Below are 21233 nucleotides of genomic sequence, written 5' to 3'. Positions count from 1 at the left end.
CTTAGCTTGGAGTGAGCGAAGCGAAGCGCTGCCTTTAGCGGCGCGCCGCGGCTTCCTCGGGAGTCAACGTCTTCAGCGCCAGCGCATGGATCGCGCCGCCCATCAGCTCGCCCAGCGTGGCGTAAACCATGCGGTGGCGCGCCAGCGGCAGCTTGCCGGCGAACTGGCTGGCCACCACGGTGGCTTCGAAATGCACGCCGTCGTCACCGCTCACCTGCGCATTCGCGCCGGGCAGGCCGGTTTCGATCAGTGCCTGGATGCGGGCAGGGTCCATCGGAGGGGTCCATCGTCGGCGCGCGGGGCGCGGATTCACCAGGCTTGATGAATCCAGTGCGCGGCCATATGACGCTAAAATGCGGATATGCCATGGTAATGGAAATCCCGTGGCACAGAAATGCCGAAGGCCGCCGGCCACCCCAGCAGAGACCCCATGAACGCACGCATCGCCCCGCCCGTCGCCAAGCTGGACCCGGACGCCATCGCCCGCAGCGGGCGCATGGTCATCGCCACCGAGGCGGCCGCGATCCGCGCGCTCGAACCGCGGGTGGACGCCAGCTTCGTGGAGGCCTGCCGGCTGATCCTGGCCTGCCGCGGGCGCCTAGTGGTCACTGGCATGGGCAAGTCCGGCCACATCGGGCGCAAGATCGCCGCCACCCTGGCCTCCACCGGTACGCCCTCGTTCTTCGTGCATCCGGGCGAGGCCAGCCACGGCGACCTGGGGATGATCCAGCCCGACGACGTCGTGCTGGCACTGTCCAATTCCGGCGAGACCGATGAACTCCTGTTCATCCTGCCGGTGATCAAGCGCCAGGGCATCCCGCTGATCGCCATGACCGGCAACCCGAAGTCTTCGCTTGCACACCAGGCGGACGTACACCTCGACGCCAGTATTTCCAGCGAAGCCTGCCCGCTTGGCCTGGCCCCCACCGCCAGTACCACCGCGGCGCTGGTGATGGGCGATGCACTGGCGATCGCGCTGCTCGAGGCGCGCGGTTTCACCGCCGAGGATTTCGCCCGCTCGCATCCGGCCGGCAGTCTCGGCCGCCGACTGCTGCTGCACATCAGCGACATCATGCACACCGGCGAAGGCATCCCGATGATCGCACCGGATGCGAGCCTCACCGAGGCGCTGATGGAAATGACCCGCAAGCACCTGGGCATGACCGCAGTAGTCGACGCCGAGCGCCGCCTGCTCGGCGTGTTCACCGACGGCGACCTGCGACGCGCGCTCGACGACGAAGACGTGAACCTTCGCGGCGCGAGCGTCCAGGCGCTGATGACACGCGGCCCGAAGACGATCACCTCCGACAAGCTCGCCATCGAAGCGGCGCAGCTGATGGAGAAGCATCAGATCCATGCGTTGCTGGTGGTGGACGAGCAGCAGCACGTGGTCGGCGCGCTGAATATCCACGACCTGCTTCGCGCAAGGGTCGTCTGATTCGTCCAGACAAACCGGACAAATCAGGCAAGGTCCCTTTTGACGTTACCCACCACAGTTCCGAACCGTGCCCACTTCTTCCTACCTCACCAACCTTCCTCCTGACCTCATCGCCCGCGCCGCCGGTATCCGGCTTGCGGTCTTCGACGTGGACGGCACGCTGACCGATGGGCGGCTGTACTACGGCGAGGATGGTCGCGAGACCAAGGTGTTCTTCGTGCAGGACGGCCTGGGCTTGAAGCGCCTGCAGGTGCACGGCGTGCAGGTGGCGATCATCAGCGCGCGGATCAGCCATCCGGTGGCACTGCGCGCCGAGGAGCTGGGCATCGCCCACGTCTACCAGGGCCAGGGCGACAAGCGCGTCTGCCTGCTGGAATTGCTCGACGCGCTGAAGCTCGCGCCCGAGCAGGTCGCTTTCGTCGGCGACGACCTTCCCGACCTGCCCGCCATGCGCATCGCCGGACTCGCCGTGGCCGTGGCCAACGCCCACCCGTGGGTGATCGAGCAGGCGCAGTGGACCACCAGCCGCGCCGGTGGACAGGGTGGCGCGCGCGAGGTCTGCGACCTGATCCTGCATGCCCAGGGCAAGGCCGGCAACGAGAAGGAGCGCTGGCGGTGAGGGAGTGGTTGCGCGACCGTCGCCTCGCGGCGGCCATCGTCGTGGTCGCGCTGCTGGCCGGCACGGCCCAACTGCTGTTGTGGTGGATCGGACCGCCACCGAAGGTCAACGAGTTCGTCGGTCCGCCGCGCTCGGGCTACACGCTGACCGACTTCAAGCTGACCCAGTACGGCACCGACGGCCTGCCCAGTTTCCTGATCCAGGCGCCGCAGCTGGAGCGGCGCGAGGGCGACCAGTCGCTTTATATCAACGCGCCCGAGTTCCGCCTGCCTTCCAATCAGCCGGCCGTGCCCGACTGGCTCGGCCACTCGCTGTACGGCTGGGTCAACAACGAAGGGAGCCTGCTCAAACTGCAGGGCCCGGTGCATCTGGAACGTGCGGCGTTCGACGATACGCCAAGGACCACGATCGACACCGCCGAAGTCACCGCCTGGCCCAAGCAGAACCGCCTCGAGACCGCCGCCCCGGCGCAGCTGGTGCAGGGCGGCACTAGAATCCACGGCGTCGGCATGCGTGCCGACCTCAACGACAAACACCTGGAGCTGCTCGATGACGTCCATGCCACGTTCCCGCCCCGCCAGCATGCGCGCTAGCGCGGCGTTGGTCCTGCTGGGCCTGACGGTGCTGGCACCGGTGCAGGCCAAGCGCACCGACCGCGACCAGCCGATGGACGTGCAGGCCTCGCACTTCGATGGCTTCCGCAAGCCCAACAGCACCACCACGCTCAAGGGCAACGTGGTGATCACCCAAGGTTCGCTGAAAGCCACCGGCGACCTGGCCAAGGTGCACTTCGACGCCAACGCCGAGATCGACAGCGTGGTGCTGACCGGCAGTCCTGCGCACCTCCAGCAGCTGGACGACAACGGCAACCTGATGCAGGGCGACGCGGCCACCATCGACTACAAGGTGGCCAAGGACTACGCCGTGCTGCAGGGCCATGCCTCGATCACCCAGCAGGGCCGCGGCGAGGCGCACGGCGATCGACTCACGTACAACACGCAGACCAGCGAAATGACCGGCGACAGCGGCGGCGACGGTCGCGTGCACATGATCTTCAAGCCCCAGCCCAAGTCGGGAACCGCCGCGCCTGCCGCGGCACCGGCACCGGCACCGGCCACCAGTGCACCCGCGCCCGCCACCAGCAGCGGGCAGCCCTGACCGATGCTCGCTGCCGAAGGCCTGCAGAAACGCTACCGCTCGCGCCAGGTCGTGCGCGATTTCGGTTTTTCGATCCGCCAGGGTGAAGTGGTCGGCCTGCTCGGCCCCAACGGCGCGGGCAAGACCACCTGCTTCTACATGGTGGTGGGCCTGGTCGAAGCCGACGGCGGCACCATCCGGCTGGACCGCCAGGACATCACCGGCCTGCCCATGCACTCGCGCGCACGACTGGGCATCGGTTACCTGCCGCAGGAAGCCTCGGTATTCCGCCGGCTGTCGGTGGCTGACAACATCATGGCCGTGCTGGAGCTGCGCGAGGGCCTCACCGCCCGCCAGCGCAACGAACAGCTCGAAGGGCTGATGGACGAGCTCAAGATCGCCCATATCGCCGGCCAGAAAGGCATCAGCCTCTCCGGTGGCGAGCGCCGCCGCGTGGAGATCGCCCGCGCGCTGGCCGCGCAGCCGCGCTACATGTTGCTGGACGAGCCGTTCGCCGGCGTCGACCCGATTTCGGTGGGCGAAATCCAGCGCATCGTGCGGCACCTGAAGGAACGCGGCATCGGCGTCCTGATCACCGACCACAACGTGCGCGAGACGCTGGGCATCTGCGATCGCGCCTACATCCTGAACGACGGCGAGGTGCTCTCGCGCGGCACGCCAGCGCACATCCTCGCCGACGAAAAGGTGCGCGAGGTGTACCTGGGACGCGAATTCAAGCTCTGAAGCGGTGATGTGACGCACGGCCCGTCGGAGCCTGCCATCGCTATGGTCGCGTCACACCCACCGGGGTAGGATGACCGCAAGTCTCTCCGCAACGGCTGGCATGAAACCCGGGCTCCAGTTCCGACTCAACCAACAGCTCACCCTGACGCCGCAGTTGCAGCAGGCGATCCGGCTGTTGCAGCTGTCGCAGCTGGAGCTGGAAGCGGAACTGCGCCAGATCGCCGAGGGCAACCCGCTGCTGGAGTTCGAGGAGGAATCGGCGCCGGGCGAAACCGAGGAAGAGAGTTTCTCCGCCGCCCCGGCCGAAGCGCCGACCGTCGACCACAACGCGGACGACGTCGCGGACTGGGGCGAAGCCGACACGCCAGCCGAGGCGCCGATCGATTTCTCGCTCGGCAGCAGCGCGCCCTCCGGCAGCCGCGGCGATGAGGATTTCGAACCGCAGAACGCCGCGCCCGAGACCCTGCAGGAACACCTGCTGTGGCAGTTGAACCTCTCGCCGTTCAACACGCGCCAGCGGCTGATCGCGACGGTCATCATCGATGCGCTCAACGCCGACGGCTACCTTGCCGAAGGCATCGAAGGCGTGCTCGCCGCGCTGCCGGCGGACCTCGACGCGACGATCGATGAAATCGAGACGGTGCGTCGCCAGTTGCAGCGTTTCGATCCCACCGGGATCGCCAGTCTGGACCTGCGCGACTGCCTGCGCGTGCAGCTGGAGCAGTTCGATGCCGATACGCCGCATCGCGGGCTCGCTCTGCAGATCGTCGCCGGCGAGCTCGAACTGCTCGCACGCAACGACGTCGCCAAGCTCGCGCGCAAGCTGCGCGCGAGCGAGGAAGACGTCGCAGCCGCGGCGCTGCTGATCCGCAGCCTGGACCCGCGTCCCGGCGCCGCGCTGGACGCGACGCCGGTCGAGTACGTGGCGCCGGACGTCTACGCCTACAAGGAAGGCAACCGCTGGAAGGTCAGCCTCAATCCCGACTGCCAGCCGCGGCTGGGCCTCAACCAGCACTACTGCAGCCTGATCGCGCAGGCGCGCGGCGAGGACGCCAGCTGGATGCGCGGCCAATTGCAGGAGGCGCGCTGGCTGATCAAGAGCCTGGAGTCGCGCGCCGAAACGTTGCTGAAGGTTGCCGATGCGATCGTGCGCCGTCAGAGCGCCTTCCTCGACTACGGCCCGGAAGCGATGCACCCGCTGGTCCTGCGCGAAGTCGCTGAAGAGGTCGGCATGCACGAATCGACCATCTCGCGCGTGACCACGCGCAAGTACATCCACACGCCGCGCGGCACTTTCGAACTGAAGTATTTCTTCTCCAGTGGCGTCTCCACCGAAGATGGCGGCGGCGCTTCGGCCACGGCCATCCAGGCGATGATCAAGAAGCTCATCGACGGCGAGGACACACGCAAGCCCTTGTCCGACCAGGCCCTGGCCGAGGAGCTCAACCGCAAGGGCATCCAGGTCGCGCGCCGCACGGTGGCCAAGTACCGCGAGGCTCTGCGCATCCCCAGCTCGAGCGAGCGACAACGCGCCGGCTGACCGGCGCCTGAAACCCACCACTTGGAACCGGCCCGAACGATCCCATACCGAATGAAGACCGGCATGCCGGCACCAATCACCGGCATGCGAACCCGCCGCCCCACGGCGGCCTGTACCAGAGGAGGCGCCCCATGCAGTTCCAACTCACCGGCCAGCAGATCGAAGTCACCCCCGCCCTGCGTGCGCATGCCGAATCCCGGCTCGATCGCCTGACCCGCCTCGACGAAAGGTGCCTGGGCCTGAGCATGGTGCTGTCGATCGACAAGCTGCAGCACTGCGCCGACGCTACCCTCAGCACCACGGGTGCCGCCCTGCATGCGGCGGCCTGCGGCGCCGACATGTATGCCTCCATCGACATGGTGTTCGACAAACTCGCCGCGCAACTGCGCCGCCACCGCGACAAGGTGACCGACAAGCATCAGCAGGAAGCGCGCGAAGCGCGCCAGATCGGCTGATTCGTCCGGCTCCTGCGAAAGAGACCCGCCCCGGTGGCGGGTCTTTTTTTGCTCGAAGCTTGATGCCGCAAGCCGAGCCTTCCCCGCGAGCGCAGGGAAGATACCAAGCCACGGGCGGATGGCCGGCCTCGCGACACCCTCCCGGCCCGCCCTCCCCCGCATAGCTGGCACAATGGCGCCCATTGCCACCCGGCAGGGACACTCCTTGGAACGCCTGACTGCACGACAACTCTTCGACGGCGTCCACGAGCGCATGGGCCTGCGCTGGGTGGCGGGCATGCGTGGCGAGGGGCGCGTGCTCGAACCCGGCGCCACCGCCACGCGCCGCCCGTCGCTGATCGGCTACCTCAACGTGATCTACCCGAACAAGGTGCAGATCATCGGTACCGAGGAGCTCAACTGGCTGGACAGCCTGGATTCGCGCCAGCGCTGGGAAGCGATGCACAAGATCGCTGCCTACCAGCCGGTGGCGCTGATCGTGACCAAGGACCAGACCATCCCATCGGACCTGCGCGAGGTGGCCGAGGAAACCCACACCCCGCTGTGGATCAGCGCCAAGCGCGGCCACGAGCTCCTGACCTGGATGCAGTACCACCTCGCGCGCCTGCTCGCGCCGCGGATCACCCTGCACGGCGTGTTCCTGGAGGTGTTTTCGATCGGCGTGCTGATTACCGGCGAGTCCGGTTCGGGCAAGAGCGAGCTGGCGCTGGAACTGATCAGCCGCGGCCACCGCCTGGTCGCCGACGACGCCACCGAGTTCACCCTGATCGCCCCTGACGTGATCGACGGCACGTGTCCGGAACTGTTGCAGGATCTTCTGGAAGTGCGCGGCCTGGGCGTGCTCAACGTGCGCGAGATGTTCGGCCACACCGCGGTCAAGCATTCGAAATACCTGCGCCTGGTGGTGCACCTCAAGCCCCTGCGCGAGGGCGAAGACATCGACGCGGCGACGCGCCTGACCGGCGACACCAGCCACCGCGAGATCCTGGAGGTCTCCGTGCCGATGATCACCATCCCGGTGGCCCCCGGCCGCAACCTGGCGGTACTGGTGGAAGCGGCGGTGCGCCACCATATGCTCAAGAGCAAGGGCATCGATCCCGCGCAGACATTCATCGACCGCCAGGCGCACCAGATGCGCCGGCTTCCGCCGTGGTGAACCCATGAGTACGAACGATCCCGCGCCCTCGAACGGCCTCAACGATCCCAACGCCGTGCACCTGGTGGTGCTGACCGGCATGTCCGGCGGCGGCAAGACGGTCGCGCTGCGCGCGCTGGAGGACCTGGAGTTCTACTGCGTCGACAACCTGCCCAGCGGGCTGCTGCCGCAACTGGTGCAGTCGGTGCGCCGCGATGGCGGCGGCCGCCGCCGGCGCATCGCCGTGGGCGTGGACGTGCGCAACCGCGGCGAGGATTTCGAGCACATGCCTCTGGTGCTCTCCGAACTGGCCGCCGCCGGCGTGCACGTCCACCTGGTTTTCATCGATTGCAGCGACGAAGTACTGATCAAGCGGTACTCGGAAACCCGCCGCCGACATCCGCTGGCCATCCGCGGCGTGTCGCTGGCCGACGCGATCGCCGAGGAACGCCGCCTGTTGCGGCCGCTGATCGGTATTGCCGAAAAGGTGATCGATTCGAGCGACCTCAACGTCCACCAGCTGCGCCGGCTGATCGCCACCGGCTACGCGGCGGCCACCGAAGGCCTGACGCTGATGTTCCAGTCGTTCGCCTTCCGTCGCGGCCTGCCACTGGACTCGGATTTCGTCTTCGACGCCCGCTGCCTGCCCAATCCGCATTGGCAGCCCAAGCTGCGCCCACTCTCGGGCAAGGACGCGCCGGTGCGCGAATTCCTCGAGGCCGATCCGATGGTCGGCGAATACTTCGCCGACACCGCGCGCTGGCTCGACGCCTGGCTGCCGCGCTTCGAGCAGGACGACCGCAGCTACGTCACCATTTCCGTCGGCTGCACTGGCGGGCGGCATCGATCGGTCTACCTGGTCGAGTGCCTGGCCGCGCATTACCGTGCGAAGCGCGAAGGCGTTCTCACCTTTCACCGTGAACTCGAATGAACGCGCCCGCATCCCCGCGCGCACGAAACACTCGCTGCAGGAGCGCACTACGATGATCACCGGCCATGCGGCAGGAGCAGGCCCATGAGCGTCGGCGTCCTCCTGATGACGCACGAGGCAGTCGGCAGGGCGCTGATCTCCGCCGCGCATCACGTCATGCCCAAGCTGCCGCTGAAGGTCGATGCGGTCGAGGTGCCGGCGCACGCCGATCCGGACGTGATGCGTACGCTCACCGCCCACCACGCCCGCGAGCTCGACCAGGGCGACGGCGTGCTGGTGCTGGCCGACCTGTACGGCGCCACGCCGTGCAACATCGGCCTTTCGCTCACGTCGCTGGGCGTACGGTTGCGTTGTGTGTCCGGGCTCAACCTACCGATGCTGCTGCGCGTGCTCAACTACGCCGAGAAACCGCTGGACGAACTGGCACAGGTGGCAGCCCATGGCGGCCGCGGGGGAATTTTCATCGATCATGCTTGAACAGGATCTCGTCGTTTCCAACAAGCTCGGACTGCACGCGCGCGCCTCGGCCAAGCTGGTGCAACTGGTGCAGGGCTTCAAATCCACGGTGTGGCTGGTCAGCAAGGGCCGCGAGGTCAATGCGCAGAGCATCATGGGCGTGATGATGCTCTCGGCCGGCCTGGGCACCCCGCTCACCGTGCGTGCCGACGGCCCCGACGAGGCGCAGGCCCTCGCCGGCGTCGTGGCGCTGTTCGAGCGCAAGTTCGACGAGGGCGCATGAGGCAGTTGCTGCCCGGCACCGCCGCCTCCAAGGGCATGGCCCTGGGTCGCGCGCGCCTCGTGCAGCCGAGCCGCTACCTGGTCGACACCCGCCCGCTGGCGGAGGACGAAGTCGAGGGCGAGCTGGAAAACCTGCATCGCGCGCTCGACACCGCGCGGCAGGAACTGCACGAATTGCGCGGTCGCCTGCACGGCGCGCTGGCGCGCGAAGTCAACGAGTTCATCGACGCGCACAGCCTCCTGCTCGACGACAAGGAACTGCTGCGCGGCCTCGACGACCTGGTCCGCGTCGGCCACTACCGCGCCGGCGTGGCGCTCAAGAAGCAGCGCGACCGCCTGGCCAAGGTGTTCGAGGCCATGGACGATCCGTACCTGCGCAGCCGCCGCGAGGACGTCGACCAGGTCATCAACCGGGTGATCTCCGCCCTGCAGCGCCAAACCAGCCGCGAGGAGCGCAAGCTCGCCGCGCGCGTGGGCGAGATCCTGGTCGCCGACACCATCGCACCGGCCGACATGGCGCACCTGGTCGGCAACGGCCTGCTCGGCGTGGTGGCAAGCTCTGGCAGCGTCTACTCGCACAGCGCGATCCTGGCGCGCAGCCTGGATCTGCCGATGCTGGTGGGCACGCGCGACGCGCTGGCCACCATTCACGATGACGATCTGATCCTGCTCGACGCCGAGCGCAGCGAGACCATTGTCCACCCCACCGCGCAGGACCTGGCCCGCTACCGCGCCTGGCAGCGCGAAGCGGCAGCCGAAGGGCGACGCCTGGCCAAGCTCGCGAACGCACCCACGCGCACCCGCGACGGCGTGGCGTTGAAGCTGTTCGCCAACGCGGAAACCGCCACCGACATCGCCATGGCGCGCGCCCGCGGCGCCGACGGCGTGGGCCTTTACCGCACCGAATTCCTGTTCCTCAAGCACAAGGGCCTGCCCTCCGAAGACGAGCAGTTCAACGCCTACCGCGACCTGGTGCTGGGCATGGGCGGCCTGCCGGTCACCATCCGCACGCTGGACCTTGGCGCCGACAAGGCCGACGCCGCCGGCCTGGCATTGCGCGGCGAGGACAACCCGGCGCTGGGCGTGCGCGGCGTGCGCCTTTCGCTGCGCTACCCGGCCGTGTTCACCACGCAGATTCGCGCGATCCTGCGCGCCGCCTGCTACGGCCCGGTGCGCGTGCTGGTGCCGATGATCACCCAGCCTGACGAACTGATCGCCGTGCGCACGCTGTTCAAGCTCGCGCGCCAGGACCTCAAGCGCGAGAACATCGACCTGCCGGAAAAACTGCCGTTGGGGGCCATGGTCGAAGTCCCCGCCGCCGCGCTCAACGTGCGCGCGCTGCTGGAGCATGCCGACTTCCTCGCCATCGGCACCAACGACCTGGCGCAATACGTGCTCGCCGCCGACCGCGGCAACGACGGCCTGGAAAACATCTACAACCCGCTGCAACCGGCGCTGCTGCGCCTGATCGCCTACGTCATTTCCGCCGGCCGCCGCGCCAACAAGCCGGTGAGCCTGTGCGGCGAGATCGGCGGCGACGTGAGCTTCACCGCCCTGCTGCTGGCGCTGGGCCTGTGCGAATACAGCATGCACCCCAGCCAGATCCTGCACGTCCGCGACCGCCTGGCCACCCTCGACCACGCTGCCATGCGCCGCGAGGCGCCGCGCCTGCTTCGCGCGCACACCCACGAAGACGTCGAGGCGCTGCTCGCGCAACTTGCCGGTTGAGGGCTGTCCCAACGAAAGAGGCCCGCATTGCTGCGGGCCTCTTCCGGACGCGACATAGCGCTCAGAACGGAATGTCGTCGTCGTCGAAGCCGCTGCTGCTTTCGGCCGGCGCCGGCGCGTTCTGGCGCGGGGCGTTGCCGTAGTCGTTGCCGCCGCCGCGGGACTGGCCACCGCCGTAGTTGCCGCCCCCCTGGCGCTGGCCGCCGCCCTGCGGACGCTCGCGGAAGCCGCCACCGCCACCGCCGCCGCCACCACCTTCACCACCCATGCCGCCGAGCATCTGCATGTCGTTGGCGATGATGTCGGTGGAATACTTCTCCACGCCGCTCTTGTCGGTGTACTTGTCGGTGCGCAGCGAACCCTCGATGTAGACCTGGCGGCCCTTCTTCAGGTACTCGCCGGCGATCTCGGCGAGCTTGCCGAACAGCTTCACGCGGTGCCACTCGGTGCGTTCCTGCTTTTCGCCGGACTGCTTGTCGGTCCACTGCTCGGAGGTGGCCACGCTGAGGCTGCACACCGCGGTGCCGCCGCCGGTGTAACGCACCTCCGGATCGGCGCCCAGGTTGCCGACGATGATGACCTTGTTGATGCCGCGTGCCATGGGTTTTCCTCGCTTTGCTGGCGGCCGGCGCGCGCGCCCGCCTCGTCAAGAGATTCCACCGGCGGGGCCGGCGGGTCAGTCCCTATCATACCGACCCGCCCCCCTCCGCGCGCCGGGGCCGCGTGCGCTTTTGCCGGCCGGTGCGGAAAGGGCATCCCCATCCGCCTGTCGGCTCCTTCCCTGCGTTCGCGCGGAAGCCCGGCGCCGATTGTCAGGGCACATGGGCCGCGTGTGCCTTCACACCGCCGGCGACGCCCTGGAGGGGGCCGGCGAGGCGACGTGCGCGCGTTCGACCGCATGGCCGGCCGCCGCCCAGGCATCCAGTCCGCCGCGCAACGGGCGGACCTGGCGGTAACCCTGCGCCTTCAGCAATTGCGCGGCGCGGGCGGCAGAAAACTCGTTGGGGCAATTGCAGTAGAGGACCAGTTCACGCTCGCGCGGCACGCCAGCCAGCAGCGCGTCGAGGGCGAGCGGGTCGAAATCGAGCGCGCCGGGGATCGCGCGATCGTCGAGCTCGCGCGAACCGGCGGCGCGCACGTCGAACACCAGCGGCGGGCGCGCCGATCGCAACGCCTGCGCCAGCTCATCCACTTCGATCCGGGCCATGCGAAGCGCCACCAGCAGTCGCCGGCGCTGCCACCATTTGTAGAGGATGTAGAGCGCCAGCAGCGCGCCCAGCAGTTGGACTGCGACGGTACCCGTGCCCTCGAACGCCGCCAGCGCACGCTCCACCCCGTCGGCGAAGACGTAGCCCAATGCCACCGCCACCCCGGCCCACAGCAGCGAGCCGAGCGCGTCGAACAGCAGGAACGACCGCGCTTCGAGCCCCATGGCGCCGACCAGCGGCGGCGCCACGGTCGACAGGCCCGGCACGAACTTGGCCACCAGCAGCACCGGTGCCCGCCAGCGCTGGAAGCGCAGTTCCGATTGTTTGACGCAGGAATCGGGCGAAAGCGAGATGCGGCAAAGCGTGCGCATCACCCCCGCGCCATAGCGACGCCCGGCGGCGTACCAGGCGAAATCACTGAGCAGGCAACCGGCCAGCGCCACCAGCAGCACGCCCCACAAGGGCAGCTGGCCACCGGCGGACAGCGCGCCGGCCACCACCAGCGTGGGCACGGCCGGCAGCGGCAGCCCGGCCTGCTCGACCAGCACGTTGAGGAAGACCAGCAGCAGGCCGTATTCGGCGATCAGCGCGACGATCTGGTGGGCCACGGGCAGGCTCTCGTGGGGTGATGCCGCCGCAGATGGGGGCGGCAGCCGCGCAACGCAATCCCGTCAGGCCACCTGTTCGGCCACGGCGCGCGCGGCGATGCGCCGCGCACCGAACGCGACCAGCGGCAGCCACAGCAGCGTGGTCGCCGCCGCGCACAGGAACACCCCGCTCACGCCCAGACGGCCCAACGCGATGCCGCCGATGGCGCCGCCGACGAAGGCGCCGATGAACTGGCTGGTCGAGTACGCGCCCATCGCAGCGCCACGCAGGTGCGCCGGCGCGAGCCGGGACACCAGGCTGGGAAGCGCGGCCTCCAGCAGGTTGAAGGCCGAGAAGAACGCCGCCGCCGACACGCCCAGCCAGGCCAGGTGGCCGCCCGACTGCGCGAAACCTAGCAACGCCAGCCCGATCGCCGCCACGCACACCAGCACGATGCGCAGGCTCTGGCCAATCTCCTTCATGCGATGCAGCGAAGCCCCCATCACCAATGCGGCGATCGTCATCACCGGCAGGTAGAGCTCCCAGTGGCGCTCCACCGGCAGGTGCAGCCGCTCGGCCAGCAGCAGCGGCAGGCCGACGAAGCTCGCCGTCAGCAGCAGGTGCAGGAAGAACACCGACCCGTTGAGGACCAGCAACCGGCCGTCGCGCAGCATCGCCATCACCCCGCCGAGGCTCGCCGCGGCAGGCGCCTTCGCCCGTTCGGGCGTGGGCACGATCAGCCACAACAGCACCAGCGAGGCGAGCGCCAGCAGCGAGGTGGCGCCGAACAGGCCGGGCAACCCGGCCACCGCTTCCAGCGGCGGCCCCAGGATCAGCGCCAGCAGGAACGCCACGCCGATCGACACGCCGATGATGCCCATCACCTTGCTGCGCTGGTCCTCGCGGGTGAGGTCGGCGGCCAGCGCGGTGCCGGCGCCGGCCACCGCGCCCATGCCCTGCAGCGCGCGGCCTGCCACGATCCCCATCAGCGTGTGCGACATCGCCGCCACCAGGCCGCCGACGGCAAAGATCAGCAGCCCGATGGTGATCGCCGGCTTGCGCCCGATCCGGTCGGACAACAGGCCCAGCGGGATCTGCAGCAGCACCTGGCCCAGCCCGTACACGCCCAGCGCCAGGCCGATCAGCAGGCCGCTGGCGTCGGGCATCTGCTTCGCGTACAGCGAGAACACCGGCATGATCAGGAACAGCCCGAACAGGCGCAGGCTGATGACGCAGGCCAGGGTCAGCGCGCTACGGCGCTCGAGGGGCGAGAGCTTGCTCACCGGGAGGGGCACGGACGGGAAGTCATCCGTCCATTATAGGGAGCGCCTCCGGAACCCGATTGCGGCGCCATGTCGCGCCGCCGCACATGGCAGAGCTGGCCCTATAATCGCCCGTCTTGCCACCCGGACACCCATGCAACCGATGCCCGCCGACGCCAGCCGAACCGCCGACTTCGCCGCCGTGCGCGAGCTGGCCGCCGCCGACATGCAGCGCGTGGACGCGCTGATCCGCGCGCGGCTGGCCTCCGACGTGGTGCTGATCAACCAGATCGCCGACCACATCATCGCCAGCGGCGGCAAGCGCCTGCGCCCGATGTTGCACGTGCTGGCCGCCGGCGCCGCCGGCTACGCCGGCGCGCAGCACATCAAGCTGGCCGCGGTGATCGAATTCATCCACACCTCGACCCTGCTGCACGACGACGTGGTCGACGAGTCCGACCTGCGTCGTGGCCGCAAGACCGCCAACGCGCTGTGGGGCAACGCCGCCAGCGTGCTGGTCGGCGACTTCCTGTACTCGCGCTCGTTCCAGCTGATGGTCGAGCTGGACGACATGCGCGTGATGCGCATCCTGGCCGACACCACCAACACCATCGCCGAGGGCGAGGTGCTGCAACTGCTCAACATCGGCAACGCCGACGTGGACGAGGTGGCCTACCTGGCGGTGATCGAGCGCAAGACCGCGGTACTGTTCGCCGCCGCCACCGAGCTGGGCGGTTTGCTTGGCGGGTTGCCCGATACCCAGGTCGCGGCGCTGCGCCGCTACGGCATGGAGTTGGGCTACGCCTTCCAGATCGCCGACGACCTGCTGGACTACACCAGCGACGCCGACACGCTGGGCAAGAACATCGGCGACGACCTGGCCGAGGGCAAGCCGACCCTGCCGGTGATCTACGCGCTGCAGCAGGCCACGGCGGACGAGACCCAGGCGATGCGCCAGGCCATCGAGCATGGCGATCTCACGTCGCTGGATCGCGTGCTGGCGACGATCCGCCGCAGCGGCGCGCTGGAGCGCACGCATGCCCGCGCCGTGGCGCACGCGGACGCGGCCCGAGCCGCGCTCGCCGTCCTGCCCGCCTCGCCCTATCGCGAGGCGCTGGACGCGCTGGCCGCCTACGCAGTCGAGCGCAGCGCCTGAGACGCATGCACCGCGCGCGGCCGACCGTTTCACCGGACCGCGCCCGATGCCTTCGGTCAAGCTGTTCGCACATCGGCCGATGACGGGCCGGATGCGCTCCTTCCCATCCATCCGTTGGCTGGCCCTGGTACTGCTGGGGCTGGCGTTGCTGCTGCCCTCGACGACCGTTGCCGCCGCGCCCGCCATCGACTGGTCGCGCTGGGACCATCTGGCCTTCGAGCACCTGACCGTGCGCGCCGGCCTGCCGCACGCCACGACCACCGCCTTCGCGCAGGATCGCGATGGATTGATGTGGATCGGCACCTTCGGCGGGCTGGTGCGTTATGACGGCTACCGCGTGCAGGTGTTCCGCCAGGCCGACGGTTTGCCCGACAACTACATCCGCGCGCTGCAGGCGGCCCCCGACGGCAGCCTGATCGTCGGCACGTCGGCCGGCGGGCTGGCCCGCTTCGATCCGCGCGACAACCGGTTCTCGACCTACGACGCCTCGCCCGACCACGGCACGGGCCCGCACATCCTTGCCTTGGCGCCCGACGGTGCCGGCGGCTTCTGGATCGGCGGGCAGAACGGGCTCAGCCACCTGCGTGCCGGCCTGCGAACGATCGAGCGCCCGGTCGGCACCGGGCTGCCCGCAAACCCGGCCGTATTCGCCGTGCGCGCGGACCGGCACGGCAACCTGTGGGTCGGCAGCGGCGAAGGCCTTTACCTGCGCCGCGCCGGCGCCGCACGGTTCGTCCGCTTCCATGGTGACGATGCCGCCGCCGGACCCGTGCTGGATGAGGACGTCTGGGCCTTGCGCGAGGACGCGGCCGGCAACCTCTGGGTCGGCAGCGGCACGCGCGGCGTGGCGGTGATCGATCGCCAGGGCCATGCGCGCGTGCCGCCCGGGCTGGACGGCGACGCGCCTGCAATCCAGCACCGCACCGTCCGCGACGTGCTGGCAAGTCCCGATGGCCGGCTGTGGATCGCCACCGACGGCGTGGGCGTCGCGATATACGACCCCAAGGTCCGCACGCTTGGAACCCTGCGGCACGACAACGCCCGCGCCACCTCGCTCGGCGGCAACATCGTGCGTGCGTTGTTCCTGGACCGCTCCAGCGGCCTGTGGGCCGCCACCGAGATCGACGCCTCGCGCTGCGACACGCGCCCGACGATCGTGCACACGCTGGACGCACTGGCGCTGTCCGACCGCCACGACGCCACGTTCGACGAGAACGTGCGCAGTGTTTACACCGACCGCCACGGCACGATCTGGCTGGGCTTCAACCGTGGTCGCCTTGCCCGGGTCGAGCCGGCCAGCGGCCAGATCCGGCTGCTAACGCTCGGCGGCGCGCAGCAGGACCAGGACGTGCGCGCGATCGACGCGCTGCCCGACGGGCGCATCGTGGCCGGCGCGCGCGGTCTGGTCACAATCGACCCGGTGTCGCTGGCGATCCGCCCCTGGTCGGTCGACGGCCTCGACGCGCGCCCGATCCTGGCCCTGCGTGCCTGGCGCGACGAACTGCTGGTCGGGACTTACGACGGCGTTTATCGCATCGATGGCGCCGGTCATGTCACGCATGACCGGCACGATCCGGACGATCCGCGCAGCCTGGTCGATGACCAGGTGCGCAACATCGCCGAGCTGTCCGACGGCAGCGTGTGGATCGCTACCAGTGGTGGCATCAGCATCCTTCGCCCGGGTGCGCGTGGCTTCGAAAACCTCGTGCACGAGGACGGCGACCCGGGCAGCCTGCCGCAGAACTACGCCGGCTCCGTGGTCGAGCTCGGCGGGCGTATCTGGGTCGGCACCTATGGCGGGCTGGCCTCCACGCCGGCGGTACCGCCCGGCCCGCACGGCTACCGCTTCACCGTGCTGCGCGGCCACGACGGCCTGGGCAGCGACAACGTCGCCAGCGTGCTGGCCGACCGCCTGGGCCGGCTATGGATCGCCACTGCGAGCGGGCTGGCGGTGTACGAGCCGGCGTCCGGCCGCATCCGCTCGCTGGGCGAGCGCGACGGACTCGGCGCGCGCTTCTACAACCATCGCACCGCGGCGCTGGGCCCTTCCGGCGAACTGCTGTTCGGCGGGCTCACCGGCCTGACCGTGATCGAACCCGCGCCACAGGCGCGCCCGCGCCAGCCGGATGCCCCGCTGGCAGTGACCATGGCGGCACGCGACGGCAGGCCGCTGCCCTATGCCGCGCTGCCGACCGCGCGACGGTCGCTGTCGCTGGACGACGTGCACGCGCTGCGGCTGGGCTTCTCCCTGCTCGACTACACCGCCACCGATGACGTGCGCTACCGCTACCGGCTGGAGGGTTTCGACGCGCAGTGGACCGAGCTCGACCCAGGCGTGCCGCCCGCCGCCGCCTTCACCAATTTGCCCGGCGGCAGCTACCGCCTGTGGTTGCAGGCGGACATCCCCGGCCTGCACGCGCGCACGGTGCGGAGCCTGATTCCACTGGAAGTCCGCGGACGCTGGTACGAACGGGCCTGGGTGCGCACCGGACTGGCACTGCTGGCCGCCGCCCTGGTCTATTTGCTGGTGCGCCTGCGCACCCGCTACCTGCTCGCCCGCGCCGACCGTCTGACACAACTCGTGCGCGAGCGCACGCGCGAGCTGCAGGAGGCCAACGAGCGGTTGAACCGGCTGGCCAGCGTCGACGAGTTGACCGGCCTGCTCAACCGGCGCGAGCTGATGCACCAGCTCGAACTCGCGCACGACGCCGCGCAGCGCACCGGTGCGCCGCTGTCGATCCTGATGCTCGACCTGGACGCGTTCAAGGCACTCAACGACACCCACGGCCACCAGGCCGGCGACGCGGTACTCCACAGCGCGGCGCAGCAGGTGGCGTCCCTGTGCCGCAAGGACGACCGGCTCGGACGCTACGGCGGCGAGGAACTGATGGTGGTGATGCCGGGTGCCGACCTCGCCACGGCCGCGCAACGCGCCGAGGTGATCCGCTCGGCGATCGAAGCCATGGAAGTCGACCATGGCGAACATTGCCTGCGGCTGACCGCCAGCTTCGGCGCCGCTCAGCTCAAGTCGGGCGAGCGCACGCACGAGCTGATCGCGCGTGCCGATGCGCGGCTGTACCGAGCCAAGCGCGACGGCCGCAACCGGGTCGCGGCCTCCTAGGCCGGGTGGAACATCGCAGGGTGGATCCAGCCCACCCTGCGGGGCGGCTCAGGCGCCCCGGCTACGGCCGACCGGCGAATGCCGCGTCCAGCCAGTCGTGCATCATGCGGTAGCTGCGCGCCGCGGCACGGGCGTCGTATTTGCAGCCGGGCGAGTCCTCGCCGGTCTCGGTGAAGCAATGCACCGCGTTGCCGAGCACCACGAACTGCCAATCCGCGTCGCTGGCGCGCATCTCGTCCATGAACGCGTCGGCATCGGGCATGGTGCCCTTGTCGTCGGCGCCGTTGAGCGCCAGTACGCGTGCCTTGAAGTGATCGGGCAACGCCGGCTTGCCGGCCGCCAGGGCGCCATGGAAGGACACCACCGCGGCCACGTCCGCGCCGCTGCGGGCCAGGTCCAGCACCGCCGAGCCGCCGAAGCAGAAACCGATCGCGGCGAGCTTGCCGGTATCCAGCGGCGCCGCGCCGGCCTGCGCTTTCAGTTGCGCCAGCGCCGTGTTCACGCGATGGCGCATCAAAGCGCGATCGGCGTACAGCGGCTGGACCGCGGCCTTGGCTTCGTCGTTGCTGGTCGGGCGCACGTTCTGGCCGTACATGTCGGTCAGCAGGATCACGTACTGCTTGCCGGCGATCATCTCGGCCTTCTTGATCGCCTCGTCATTCACGCCGTACCAGTTGGGCACCATCACCAGGCCGGGCCGCTTGGCGGCGCCGGCATCGTCGTAGACCAGCACGCTGTGGAAGCGGGTGCCGCCATCGGTCCACTCGACCGACCGGTGGACCATCTTCGCCGACGCAGCGAAGGCCAGGGGGAGCGAGAGCAGGGCAAACAGGATGCGACGCATGGCGACGACTCCGGTGGTGGGATGGCGCTCCGCGCCGGGTTCCGCGGCGTCCGGCCGCGGCGTGGGATCAGCGGCCCGCGGCGTGCGCGGCGAGGCGGCGCTTGAGCGGCGCCAACCGGTCGACCAGGCACACGCCCAGCGCCCGCGCCGCCACCAGCGGCGGCGCCTGCCATGCGTAGATGCGACCCAGCGCATCGAAGCTCCACGCATCCAGCGTGTCGGCGCTGCGCCGGCGTCGCGCGTAGCGGCGCAGCACGTGCGGCGCGGCGATGTCGCGTCCTGCCTCGCGGGCGGCCACCAGCGTGTCGCGCAGCTCGGCGACGTCGCGCAAGCCCAGGTTCACGCCCTGCCCTGCCAGCGGATGCACCGCGTGCGCCGCATCGCCCAGCAGCACCAGGCGCTCGGCCTGATAGTGATCGGCCAGCTGCAACTTGAGGGGGAAGGCCGCGCGGCGGGTGGTCGCGAGCACCGGACCGAGGCGGAAATCGCTGGCCACGCCGAGTTCGGCGCAGAATGCCGCGTCGTCCAGCGCCAGCACGCGTTGCGCTTCGGACTCGGGCAACGACCACACGATCGAACTGCGCCCGTCGGCCAGCGGCAGCAGCGCCAGCGGGCCACCGGGCAGGAAACGCTGCCACGCGGTGTGCTGGTGCGGACGCTCGGTGGTGACGTGCGCGACTACGCCGCGCTGGCCGTAGTCATGGCCATGCGTGTCCAGCCCGGCCAGTCGGCGCAGTGGCGACCCAGCACCGTCGGCCGCGACCAGCAGACGTGCGGACAACGTCCCCGCATCCTCATGTCCCGGAGCAGGAGCATCGCCCACAAGGTGGCTCCTGCGGACATCGAGCGTGATGCGGTCGGCCTGTGCCTGGAAGCCGGTCACTTCCGCGGGGCAAAGCCGCTGCACGCCTGCCGATTCGAGCGTCTGCCACAGCGTCCATTGCACCAAGCTGTTCTCGACGATCCAGCCCAGCCAGGCGCGCCCCTCGGCGGTGGCGTCGAAGTCGACCGCGGCGCCGGTGCGCGCATCCCACACGTGCATCCGTGCGTAGGACGCCGCGCGATGGTCGCGTATGGACGTCCAGACGCCGATGTCGCCAAGCAGCGCGATCGACGAGGAGGCCAACCCGACCACGCGAAGGTCGACCTCGTCCTCCGCACGCCATGGCGCCGGCGGGCGGGCTTCCAGCAGGGCAGTGGCGAAACCCGCACGCGCCAGCGCCAGCGCCGCCGCGGCGCCGACCATGCCGCCACCGACCACCGCCACGTCGAGCAGCGGCGCGCGACGGCGCGATTCGGAACGGAGCGTGCTCACGGCGCACGCTCCAGCACCGCCCGCGGCGGTTGCCCGCGGAAGCCCATGCCGCGGCGGAGCACTGCATGCTTCAGTGGTGGCACGCGGTCGCAGGCGAGCAGCGCCAGCGAACGCAGCGGGGCGAGCCAGGGCTGCGGCAGGCAGGCCAGTTGCACCAGTCCATGGCTCATCGCCATGGTCCCTTCGCGGTCGGGCGCGCGCCGGGCCGCGTAGGTGGCGAGCAGGCGCTCGCCCCCCGGGTCGGCCGCGGCGGCGACGAGTTCGGCCAGCGTCAGCGCGTCGCGCAGGCCCAGGTTGAAGCCCTGCGCGCCGATCGGGTGCACCGTCTGCGCGGCGTTGCCGACCAGCACCGCGCGCGGTGCGATCAGGCGGTTGGCCGCCACGCGCTGGATCGCGTACGGAAAGCGCTTGCCGGGCCGCGCCAGTCGTCCCAGCCGCCAGCCGAAGCGACGCTGGGCCAGAGCGAGGTACTGCGCATCGTCCATCGCCGCCACCGCCTCGGCCTGCGACCCCGGCACCGTGAGCACCAGGCCGCAACGACGGCCGGCCAGCGGCAACAGGGCGACCGGACCCTCGTCGCTGAAGCGCTCGTACGCGCGATGGCCGTGCTCGCGTTCGGGGGTGACGGTGCACACGAACAGCGTCTGCCCGTAATCGAAAGTTTCAGCGCCGATGCCCAGTCGCCCGCGCACGAAGGAACCGGTGCCGTCGGCGCCGACCAGCAGCGGCGTGTCGATTTGGCGCACGCCTTCGGCGGTACGCACCTGCGCGCGCCAGCCTTCTGCGAACGGCTCGATTGACTCCAGGGTCGCGGGCGCCAGCCGCTGCAGGCGGGTGCATTCGTCCAGGCGGCGCAGCAAGGCCGCGCCCAGTTCGCGCGCGGGCAAGGTCCAGCCCAGTGCATCCACGCCGGCCTCGCGCGCCTGCAGCCGCACGCTGCCGAATTCGCCGGCACGGCTGACGTGGATGCGCTCGATCGCGGTGGCGCCCTCGCGCGCGTGGGTCCACACGCCGATCGCCTCCAGCCCGTTGACGGTGGCGCGGGCCAGCGCCAGGTTGCGCTCGTCGTAGCTGGGCTGCGCATCGGTGCGCGGCGCGGCAGCCTCGACCAGCATCGTGTCGACGCCGGCCACGTCCAGCGCGATCGCCAGGCTGGCGCCGACCAGGCCGCCGCCGACGATCAGCACGGGCCCGCGTGGGGAAGGGGGAACGGTCATGCGGCGGATGATACGGCCGAACACGCAGGCGTCGCATGAGCCGGACGGGCTTCGGCT

The 21233-nt window shown here is 69.8% G+C and carries 21 protein-coding genes; 14 read left to right on the top strand and 7 right to left on the bottom strand.

Annotated features, from left to right (window positions below):
- Positions 1–34: 34 nt before the first annotated feature.
- Complete coding sequence (locus LQ772_RS02280) at positions 35–274, bottom strand: BolA family protein (protein ID WP_231323610.1); 240 nt, start codon at positions 272–274, stop codon at positions 35–37.
- A 222-nt stretch (positions 275–496) separates the two neighbouring features.
- On the opposite strand from LQ772_RS02280, the gene LQ772_RS02275 reads away from it, so the two are divergent.
- From LQ772_RS02275 to ptsP, 12 genes are all read left to right on the top strand, one after another.
- Positions 497–1438 (top strand): KpsF/GutQ family sugar-phosphate isomerase, encoded by a 942-nt coding sequence (locus LQ772_RS02275; RefSeq protein ID WP_231325860.1) that lies wholly within the window; start codon positions 497–499, stop codon positions 1436–1438.
- Between the two features lie 67 nt (positions 1439–1505).
- On the top strand, positions 1506–2057 hold the full coding sequence (locus LQ772_RS02270) for a KdsC family phosphatase (protein WP_231323608.1): 552 nt from the start codon (positions 1506–1508) through the stop codon (positions 2055–2057).
- On the top strand, positions 2048–2650 hold the full coding sequence (gene lptC, locus LQ772_RS02265; protein ID WP_231325858.1) for an LPS export ABC transporter periplasmic protein LptC: 603 nt from the start codon (positions 2048–2050) through the stop codon (positions 2648–2650). Before LQ772_RS02270 ends, lptC begins: the two co-directional genes overlap by 10 nt.
- Positions 2616–3215 (top strand): lipopolysaccharide transport periplasmic protein LptA, encoded by a 600-nt coding sequence (gene lptA, locus LQ772_RS02260; RefSeq protein ID WP_338029236.1) that lies wholly within the window; start codon positions 2616–2618, stop codon positions 3213–3215. Before lptC ends, lptA begins: the two co-directional genes overlap by 35 nt.
- 3 nt (positions 3216–3218) lie before the next feature.
- The gene (gene lptB / locus LQ772_RS02255) at positions 3219–3938 is read left to right on the top strand and encodes an LPS export ABC transporter ATP-binding protein (RefSeq protein ID WP_231323604.1); all 720 of its coding nucleotides are present in this window, start codon (positions 3219–3221) and stop codon (positions 3936–3938) included.
- Positions 3939–4038: 100 nt separating this feature from the next.
- Positions 4039–5478, top strand: coding sequence for an RNA polymerase factor sigma-54 (locus LQ772_RS02250; protein WP_231323602.1), 1440 nt, complete (start codon positions 4039–4041; stop codon positions 5476–5478).
- Between the two features lie 131 nt (positions 5479–5609).
- Complete coding sequence (gene hpf / locus LQ772_RS02245) at positions 5610–5933, top strand: ribosome hibernation-promoting factor, HPF/YfiA family (RefSeq protein ID WP_231323600.1); 324 nt, start codon at positions 5610–5612, stop codon at positions 5931–5933.
- A gap of 253 nt (positions 5934–6186) precedes the next feature.
- Positions 6187–7089 carry an HPr(Ser) kinase/phosphatase gene (hprK, locus tag LQ772_RS02240; protein WP_231325856.1) on the top strand — a complete coding sequence of 301 codons (903 nt, stop codon included), beginning with the start codon at positions 6187–6189 and terminating at the stop codon, positions 7087–7089.
- 4 nt (positions 7090–7093) lie between these two features.
- A complete protein-coding gene (gene rapZ / locus LQ772_RS02235; protein WP_231323598.1) occupies positions 7094–7999 on the top strand; it encodes an RNase adapter RapZ in 906 nt (301 codons plus the stop codon).
- An 84-nt stretch (positions 8000–8083) separates the two neighbouring features.
- Positions 8084–8476, top strand: a complete 393-nt coding sequence (locus LQ772_RS02230) for a PTS sugar transporter subunit IIA (protein ID WP_231323596.1) — start codon at positions 8084–8086, stop codon at positions 8474–8476.
- A complete protein-coding gene (locus LQ772_RS02225; protein ID WP_231323594.1) occupies positions 8469–8738 on the top strand; it encodes an HPr family phosphocarrier protein in 270 nt (89 codons plus the stop codon). The genes LQ772_RS02230 and LQ772_RS02225 overlap by 8 nt, the downstream gene beginning before the upstream one ends.
- Positions 8735–10465, top strand: a complete 1731-nt coding sequence (ptsP, locus tag LQ772_RS02220) for a phosphoenolpyruvate--protein phosphotransferase (RefSeq protein ID WP_231323592.1) — start codon at positions 8735–8737, stop codon at positions 10463–10465. Before LQ772_RS02225 ends, ptsP begins: the two co-directional genes overlap by 4 nt.
- A gap of 61 nt (positions 10466–10526) precedes the next feature.
- Here ptsP and ssb read toward each other — a convergent pair whose 3' ends face one another.
- From ssb to LQ772_RS02205, 3 genes are all read right to left on the bottom strand, one after another.
- Positions 10527–11066, bottom strand: a complete 540-nt coding sequence (gene ssb, locus LQ772_RS02215; RefSeq protein ID WP_231323590.1) for a single-stranded DNA-binding protein — start codon at positions 11064–11066, stop codon at positions 10527–10529.
- 237 nt (positions 11067–11303) lie between these two features.
- Positions 11304–12281, bottom strand: a complete 978-nt coding sequence (locus LQ772_RS02210) for a DedA family protein/thiosulfate sulfurtransferase GlpE (protein ID WP_425600819.1) — start codon at positions 12279–12281, stop codon at positions 11304–11306.
- 63 nt (positions 12282–12344) lie between these two features.
- Complete coding sequence (locus LQ772_RS02205; RefSeq protein WP_231325853.1) at positions 12345–13544, bottom strand: MFS transporter; 1200 nt, start codon at positions 13542–13544, stop codon at positions 12345–12347.
- A gap of 133 nt (positions 13545–13677) precedes the next feature.
- Between LQ772_RS02205 and LQ772_RS02200 the strand changes: the two genes are divergently transcribed.
- Together LQ772_RS02200 and LQ772_RS02195 are read left to right on the top strand one after the other, a co-directional pair.
- Entirely contained in the window at positions 13678–14679 is a 1002-nt protein-coding gene (locus LQ772_RS02200; protein ID WP_231323588.1) for a polyprenyl synthetase family protein, read from the top strand.
- A 46-nt stretch (positions 14680–14725) separates the two neighbouring features.
- Positions 14726–17800 carry a ligand-binding sensor domain-containing diguanylate cyclase gene (locus tag LQ772_RS02195; protein WP_231323586.1) on the top strand — a complete coding sequence of 1025 codons (3075 nt, stop codon included), beginning with the start codon at positions 14726–14728 and terminating at the stop codon, positions 17798–17800.
- Between the two features lie 61 nt (positions 17801–17861).
- Here LQ772_RS02195 and LQ772_RS02190 read toward each other — a convergent pair whose 3' ends face one another.
- From LQ772_RS02190 to ubiH, 3 genes are all read right to left on the bottom strand, one after another.
- Positions 17862–18644: a dienelactone hydrolase family protein gene (locus LQ772_RS02190; RefSeq protein WP_231323584.1), complete on the bottom strand. Its 783-nt coding sequence runs from the start codon at positions 18642–18644 to the stop codon at positions 17862–17864.
- A gap of 67 nt (positions 18645–18711) precedes the next feature.
- Positions 18712–19890 (bottom strand): FAD-dependent monooxygenase, encoded by a 1179-nt coding sequence (locus LQ772_RS02185; protein WP_231325848.1) that lies wholly within the window; start codon positions 19888–19890, stop codon positions 18712–18714.
- A gap of 65 nt (positions 19891–19955) precedes the next feature.
- On the bottom strand, positions 19956–21176 hold the full coding sequence (gene ubiH / locus LQ772_RS02180; protein ID WP_231323582.1) for a 2-octaprenyl-6-methoxyphenyl hydroxylase: 1221 nt from the start codon (positions 21174–21176) through the stop codon (positions 19956–19958).
- Between the last annotated feature and the right edge of the window lie 57 nt (positions 21177–21233).

This window comes from Frateuria edaphi (assembly GCF_021117405.1).
In the GTDB taxonomy this organism is placed as follows: domain Bacteria; phylum Pseudomonadota; class Gammaproteobacteria; order Xanthomonadales; family Rhodanobacteraceae; genus Frateuria_A; species Frateuria_A edaphi.
Note: the sequence above shows the minus strand (reverse complement) of the source record. Positions and strands in the feature narration are given on the sequence as shown.

Bases quoted from the DNA above. Each gene is read 5' to 3' on its own strand.
- LQ772_RS02280 (WP_231323610.1), bottom strand. From the start codon at position 274: ATGGACCCTGCCCGCATCCAGGCACTGATCGAAACCGGCCTGCCCGGC.
- LQ772_RS02275 (WP_231325860.1), top strand. From the start codon at position 497: ATGGTCATCGCCACCGAGGCGGCCGCGATCCGCGCGCTCGAACCGCGG.
- lptA (WP_338029236.1), top strand. From the start codon at position 2,616: ATGCCACGTTCCCGCCCCGCCAGCATGCGCGCTAGCGCGGCGTTGGTC.
- lptB (WP_231323604.1), top strand. From the start codon at position 3,219: ATGCTCGCTGCCGAAGGCCTGCAGAAACGCTACCGCTCGCGCCAGGTC.
- LQ772_RS02250 (WP_231323602.1), top strand. From the start codon at position 4,039: ATGAAACCCGGGCTCCAGTTCCGACTCAACCAACAGCTCACCCTGACG.
- hpf (WP_231323600.1), top strand. From the start codon at position 5,610: ATGCAGTTCCAACTCACCGGCCAGCAGATCGAAGTCACCCCCGCCCTG.
- hprK (WP_231325856.1), top strand. From the start codon at position 6,187: ATGGGCCTGCGCTGGGTGGCGGGCATGCGTGGCGAGGGGCGCGTGCTC.
- rapZ (WP_231323598.1), top strand. From the start codon at position 7,094: ATGAGTACGAACGATCCCGCGCCCTCGAACGGCCTCAACGATCCCAAC.
- LQ772_RS02230 (WP_231323596.1), top strand. From the start codon at position 8,084: ATGAGCGTCGGCGTCCTCCTGATGACGCACGAGGCAGTCGGCAGGGCG.
- LQ772_RS02225 (WP_231323594.1), top strand. From the start codon at position 8,469: ATGCTTGAACAGGATCTCGTCGTTTCCAACAAGCTCGGACTGCACGCG.
- ptsP (WP_231323592.1), top strand. From the start codon at position 8,735: ATGAGGCAGTTGCTGCCCGGCACCGCCGCCTCCAAGGGCATGGCCCTG.
- ssb (WP_231323590.1), bottom strand. From the start codon at position 11,066: ATGGCACGCGGCATCAACAAGGTCATCATCGTCGGCAACCTGGGCGCC.
- LQ772_RS02200 (WP_231323588.1), top strand. From the start codon at position 13,678: ATGCAACCGATGCCCGCCGACGCCAGCCGAACCGCCGACTTCGCCGCC.
- LQ772_RS02195 (WP_231323586.1), top strand. From the start codon at position 14,726: ATGCCTTCGGTCAAGCTGTTCGCACATCGGCCGATGACGGGCCGGATG.
- LQ772_RS02190 (WP_231323584.1), bottom strand. From the start codon at position 18,644: ATGCGTCGCATCCTGTTTGCCCTGCTCTCGCTCCCCCTGGCCTTCGCT.
- LQ772_RS02185 (WP_231325848.1), bottom strand. From the start codon at position 19,890: ATGGTCGGCGCCGCGGCGGCGCTGGCGCTGGCGCGTGCGGGTTTCGCC.
- ubiH (WP_231323582.1), bottom strand. From the start codon at position 21,176: ATGACCGTTCCCCCTTCCCCACGCGGGCCCGTGCTGATCGTCGGCGGC.